General features: G+C 61.7%; 7 protein-coding genes. 5 read left to right on the top strand and 2 right to left on the bottom strand.

The genetic code is table 11. The annotated features are described in order from the left end of the window. Positions 1–474: 474 nt before the first annotated feature. Positions 475–1,074 (bottom strand): NAD(P)H-dependent oxidoreductase, encoded by a 600-nt coding sequence (locus tag F464_RS0127490; protein ID WP_026296379.1) that lies wholly within the window; start codon positions 1,072–1,074, stop codon positions 475–477. A 133-nt stretch (positions 1,075–1,207) separates the two neighbouring features. On the opposite strand from F464_RS0127490, the gene F464_RS0127485 reads away from it, so the two are divergent. The 4 genes from F464_RS0127485 to F464_RS0127470 all read left to right on the top strand — a co-directional run bounded on the left by F464_RS0127485 (position 1,208) and on the right by F464_RS0127470 (position 4,161). Further along, positions 1,208–2,137, top strand: a complete 930-nt coding sequence (locus tag F464_RS0127485; protein WP_018993083.1) for a LysR family transcriptional regulator — start codon at positions 1,208–1,210, stop codon at positions 2,135–2,137. Between the two features lie 68 nt (positions 2,138–2,205). Next, entirely contained in the window at positions 2,206–2,523 is a 318-nt protein-coding gene (locus tag F464_RS0127480) for a DUF5710 domain-containing protein (RefSeq protein ID WP_018993082.1), read from the top strand. Positions 2,524–2,533: 10 nt separating this feature from the next. Continuing rightward, positions 2,534–3,145: a 3'-5' exonuclease gene (locus tag F464_RS0127475; protein ID WP_018993081.1), complete on the top strand. Its 612-nt coding sequence runs from the start codon at positions 2,534–2,536 to the stop codon at positions 3,143–3,145. Between the two features lie 269 nt (positions 3,146–3,414). Next, on the top strand, positions 3,415–4,161 hold the full coding sequence (locus tag F464_RS0127470) for a pirin family protein (RefSeq protein WP_018993080.1): 747 nt from the start codon (positions 3,415–3,417) through the stop codon (positions 4,159–4,161). A 155-nt stretch (positions 4,162–4,316) separates the two neighbouring features. Here F464_RS0127470 and F464_RS0127465 read toward each other — a convergent pair whose 3' ends face one another. Next, positions 4,317–5,255 (bottom strand): LysR family transcriptional regulator, encoded by a 939-nt coding sequence (locus F464_RS0127465; protein WP_018993079.1) that lies wholly within the window; start codon positions 5,253–5,255, stop codon positions 4,317–4,319. Between the two features lie 373 nt (positions 5,256–5,628). Between F464_RS0127465 and F464_RS31845 the strand changes: the two genes are divergently transcribed. Further along, the coding region (locus F464_RS31845) for a phage integrase N-terminal SAM-like domain-containing protein (protein WP_040395805.1) at positions 5,629–5,792 on the top strand (164 nt) is incomplete at its 3' end.

Raw genomic sequence — 5,792 nt, 5'->3', positions numbered from 1 at the left:
CGCTGCGTCTTGATCCCAAAATGCTGGCCCGGAGCAGGCCTGACGAACTCCATTCGAAGCGCCGATGCCACAGAATCGGGGGCGATTCCCAAGTGCGTCGCCCTCATCCCACCGCTGGCGCCGGCGTCGGTCTCCCGCGCTCGAATTCAATCTCCATAGCGCATCGCCTACGCTGAGCGCTCCCGACCGAAATCCGCGGTTTCCTCCCTGGAGCGTTGTCCAACGCCTGCCATCAGCCTCGACCGATCATCGACGGCTTTCCCGATTGGCAGGCGTCGAACAACGCTAAACCAGAGCGGACTGCCGGTACAAATGACGCAACAGCTCGCTCCGATCCGAAGCGGACTGTTGAGAATCTCACGGCAACCCGATTCTGATTCCTCTTCGCCGATTGTGTCCTGTGGCGTTCCTGAGATCACGGCTGGTTGGGAACCGCCACATGCGCCGGACGGGCTCGACTGCAGTCGTGCTGAATCACGCAGCCAACGCCGCCAGCCGGCTACGGGCGTCTGCCAGCCCCTTGTCCCGACCATGTGGCCGCATATCCAGCCCCTCCGCATAAACGAAGCTCACTTCGGTAATGCCGATGAGGCCAAGCACTGCATTCAGGTACGGCGTAACAGCGTCCGTCTCCTGGCCTGCATGCACTCCACCTCGGGGACTGATCACGACGGCGCGTACTCCTTCCACCAGTCCTTCGGGATAGGTTTCTGTGTAGCGGAAAGTGACGCCTGCCCGCGCGACAAGGTCGAACCAGTTCTTCAGTTGGGTCGGGACGTTCAGGTTGTACATCGGTGCCCCGATCACCACCAGGTCGCTCTCCTTCAGCTCTGCAATCAGTTCGTCCGATAGCCGGACGATGGCGTGGGTCCGGTCGTTCGAGGGGGGCGCGCCGCGCAGGGCGTGAAAAAGCTCTTCATCCAGCACCGGCAGGCCGAGCGTTACGAGGTCGCGCTCGCGTACCTCGTCATTGCAGCCCTTGGCTTTCCTTTCAGCGAGGAAATAGTCGATGAGGGCATTTGTCTGGGATTGCTTGCCCATGATGCTGGATTTGAGTGCGAGCACCTTGTTCATGAATTGCATTCCGTTCATTGCCCTTGCCAATCCGGCGGGCAGGTTGAGATTTGAGGGAAGCCGATCGTAACAGCGCTCAGCTTTCGTCAGTGGATATAATGATTGCCTCGATTGGTTCCCGGTATTCGTCAATATGGATGACAGATTGGCCGGTATCGAAGTTTTCGTGGCAAGCGCCGAATCGCCCTCCTTTGCACAGGCCGCCACCAGACTTCACCTGACTCGCTCGGCGGTGGCAAAGTCCGTGGCGCGCCTGGAAGCCCGCCTTGGGGTGCGGCTTTTTCATCGCACCACGCGCCGCCAGTCCCTGACGGAAGAAGGGACCGTGTTCTACGAGTATTGTCTGAGAGCGCTGGGGGAATTGAAGGCTGCGGAAGATCTGCTGGAGGGGGGCAAGGGAATGGTGAGCGGCCGCCTTAAAGTTTCGATGCCCGTATTGTTCGGACATCTTTGCATTGCCCCCTTGCTCTCCCGGTTTGCCAGGAAGCACAGCGGACTCGGGCTGGAAATGTCGTTCAACGACAGAGTTGTGGACCTCGTCGAAGAAGGGTTCGACCTTGCCATTCGCATCGGCACGCTGCCATCCAGCACCAACCTCGTTGCGCGCAGGCTTGGCGAACACAAGATGGCATTCTGCGCCGCTCCGGACTACTTGCAGCGAAGAGGCATGCCGAAGACGCTGGAAGACCTCAGGCAACATGACGCTGTGGCCTATACGCGCCTTGGAAGGGTGCTCTCATGGCAGGTATTGCGCGACGGGCGCAGCGAAGAATTCAAGCCGGCTGCCCGCATCCTGGCCGATGACATGCAAGCGGTGGCGGCCTCGGCGGTTGCAGGTCTGGGGATTGCGTGGCTTCCGTATTGGCTGGTGCATCGCTTTTTGCAAACCGGCGAGTTGACGGAACTGTTCGTGGATCACGCGAGCGTCTCGTTCACGGTTAACGCAGTCTGGCCCTACATGCCGCGGCTGCCTCCCAAGGTCCGGCTCGCAGTGGACCTGCTGGTAGAAGAGCTGCCTCCGCTGCTGTCGGCAATCGAGGCGGCGTCCCTGGGGGGCGCCTGACCGCAGCGACCTGTCGAGCGGCAACGCAACATATAATGGCCGCCCGTAACCGTCGGCGTGGGAGCAACATGAGGCTGAACCTGAAGGTCCCCTTCGCGGAGAAGGACCAGGCCAAGAAGCTTGGTGCGCGGTGGGATGCCGGGCGAAAGATCTGGTATGTCGAGGGCAAGGAAGATCCGGCCCCGTTTGCCCGATGGTCGCCGTCTCCTCACGACGCTTCTGCTGGCGAGGTGCGGACGCAGACGGGGGCTTCGGGCAAGAATCAGGATTCGTCCGGCACGGTTCAGGTCGGCATCAACTACGTTGAGCTTCCTCGGGTGTGTAATTGCCTCCCGTGGGAGGTGTGCGACAAGTGTCGGGCCACGGCCCTGGCGAGCCGGGTTTAGGGGCGGGGTCATGGAAGTCGTCGCGGTCATCGACTTTGAAACGACGGGTCTGTCGCCGGCACAGGGGGACCGTGCAACGGAAGTTGCGGCGGTGATTCTGGAGGACGGCAAGATCGTCGATCGCTACCAGAGCCTGATGAACGCAGGAGTCCGGATTCCGGCCTTCATCGAATCCCTGACCGGCATTTCCAACCAGATGGTCCGGGGGGCGCCGCCGGCGGCGCAGGTCATGCGGGAGGTGTCGGACTTTGTCGGCGACCGCCCCCTGGTGGCCCACAATGCTTCTTTCGACAGCAAGTTCTGGGATGCCGAGCTTGCACGCATCGAGCGAAGCAGGCAGCAGGAGTTCGTATGTTCCTTGTTGCTGTCGCGCCGGATCTTGCCGCTGGCGCCGAGCCACAAGCTGGGGGCGCTGGTCGAGTATGCGAATCTGCCGGTGGCGGGCCGATACCACCGGGCCCTGGCCGATGCGGAGATGGCGGCCAGCCTGCTGCTGAGCCTGGAGGGGGAGCTGCGCGAGCGTCACCAGGTGAGTGATGTGTCCGTCGAGCTGCTGCGCAGGATTCAGCGCGTGCCCAAGGGGCAGTTGAAGAGGTGCATCGCCCGCGAGCGGAGCCGCTGACCGCCAGCGGATTGCGGCGCCCTGTCCGTCCCGCGGCGTGCGGGCGTCCCACCGTGCCGAAAGCATCGGCGAGGTATTCGATGAACAGCCGGACGCTGTTCCGCGGCCTTGCTGAAGTTGCCGGACCCGGCGATGGGGACGAAGCGCTGCATGCAGGGCGAGGGAACGTATTGTTGCGAAAAGTGTAAATATATTTTGTGATCTGTTCGGTTTATTGAACGAATCTGCCTGATTAAAGTGGCTCCATCAAACGCATCAGGAGCCACACGATGACCCCGCAGTTCCGCAAGATCGACGCCTCCACCCTGCATTACCTCCCGGCCAGCGACCGGCATCCGGCCGATACTTACTTCCACTTTTCATTTGCCGGTTATTACAACCCGGACAACATCCAGTTCGGGGCGCTGCGGGTCATCAACGACGACGACGTCAAGCCGCACGGAGGCTTCGGCCGTCATCCGCACCGCGACATGGAGATCGTCAGCTACGTGGTCGGCGGCAAGCTGACCCATTGGGACAACGCGACCAACGTCGAGGAGACGCTCGGGCGCGGCGACGTGCAGATCGTCACCGCCGGCACCGGAGTCTGGCATTCCGAACTCAACCGCCACGACGAGTGGTGCCGCTTCTTGCAGATCTGGATTCTGCCGCCGGCGGCCGATCTGCCGGTGCGTTATGCCCAGCGCCGGTTCGAGCCGCAGGACCGCTTGAACCGCCTGCTGCACATCGTCGGCAATACGGACAACCAGCACGAAGTCCCGCTGTACCTCAATCAGGACGTGAATCTGTACGTCAGCGAGCTGCAGGATCCGGATGCCCGCGTGCACTTTACGGTGCAGGCCGGGCGCCAGGCGTACGTGAATAACATCGAGGGACGTGTCGCGGTCAAGGGTGTGACCGAGCTCGACGAGCGTGACGCCCTGGAGGTTGTCGGTCCGGCTGAGCTCGAATTTTCCCTGGCCGGCCCGAACGCCCACTTCATCGTCATCGAAATGGCCGAATCCGCGGATCGCTGAGACGCGATCCTGATCCGGAAATGAAGGACGCACGCATGGGGGCGTGCGCCCGCTTGAATCACCGATAAGCCCCAACTCCAACCGTTTGAATCGGGAAATTCGACATCGGAGTCCAGTCGCGAGCCAACCCCAATGGTAGTACGGGGGGCTAGCGCCTATGCCCGCGCGGCGTGCGGGCAGTTCGCGGAACTCTGATTGAGTATGCGCGGAACTTCCCGTGCCAGATAATCGATGAAGGTCCTCACCGAAGGCAGAAGCCCCTTTCGGCTCATGAATACGGCATGGACGATGGTGGGGCGGGTGTGCCAGTCGGGGATGAAATTGACCAGATCTCCGGTCTGCAGCCATGGCATGCAGATGTGCTCGGGCAGCAGTGAAACGCCGAGCCCTTCTAGGGTGGCCTTGCGCAGCAAATCGAAATCGCTGCAGAACAATCGCGGCTTGAGCTGGAAGCTGCGCCTCTGACCCTCAGGCCCGACCAGTTCCCAGACGTCTTCATCGGCATCTTCCACCATCGACAGGATGGGGAGGGTTGCAAGGCAATCGACGGTCGGCCGATGGCCGAGGGTCGCGAAGAATTGCCGGCTCATCACGAGCACGAGACGGCTGTGTCCCATCGTCCGGACGATCAGGTTGTGGTCGTTATCCAGGCGTGACCTCGCGCGGATTGCAATATCGACCCGATCCTCGATGAGGTCGGCGCGGCGATTGATGACTTTCAATTGCACGCGAACCTTCGGATATTGCGTCATGAAGCCGGGCAACAGATCTTCGACGAGATTCTGGATCAGCCCCTGAGGACAGCTCACCCGAACGATACCCTGCGGCTCCGCATGCGACTGCGCCGCGGCGGATTCGGCTGCCTCCGCGCCCGCGAGCATGGTCTGGCAGTGCTCGTAGAACGCGCGCCCTACATCGGTCATGCGCGACTGGCGCGTCGAACGTTCGAGCAGGCGGACTTGCAGCCGCTCTTCGAGCTTCGCCACGCGTTTGCTCAGGGTCGCCTTCGGTACGCCGATCTGGCGGGCTGCAGCCGAAAAGCCGTGGTAGGTCACGACGGCGTGGAAATAATAGAAGTCGTTCAGATCGAGCATGGCTGCCAATGAGGGGTGCCCTGCGCACGATTATATGCCTTAGCTCTGCCGTGCAATGTCTCCCCAGGGAAACAATGTATCCCGTTTTCACGTGCTTATCAGCGAATTGGTGCGGACCTAGAATCCCGTCGCCTCGATAGGGTTTCTCGTCGTTTGTCATGGCAATGCCATTGCGCACGCAATTGGCCGGCATGCGCCATTCCGATACGTGAGCAGACTTCGCAGGGTGCGCGGACCGGCCTTGGACTAAACCGCTCTCGCGGTAGGGCGCGCTGAACCGCTTCGAACGGTCAGGACGTCGGGGGTGTGCATCGGCAGTGCTCTGCCATGTTGGAGATGAGGCGACCCGCCTCGTTTTCGACAGGAGCACGTCATGGAAACGACTACCCGCCCGATCAGCCCCCTACGCCAGCGCATGCTCGACGACATGCGGATGCGCAAGCTCCATCCCAAGACGCAGTCCGCGTACATCCGCGCGGTGTGCAACTTCGCCCGCTATCTGGGGCGCTCGCCGGATACCGCGACCGTCGAGGATCT

This window comes from Aromatoleum toluclasticum ATCC 700605 (assembly GCF_000378245.1).
In the GTDB taxonomy this organism is placed as follows: domain Bacteria; phylum Pseudomonadota; class Gammaproteobacteria; order Burkholderiales; family Rhodocyclaceae; genus Aromatoleum; species Aromatoleum toluclasticum.
The sequence above is the reverse complement of the archived record's forward strand: the minus strand, read 5'-3'. Positions and strand labels throughout refer to the sequence as shown.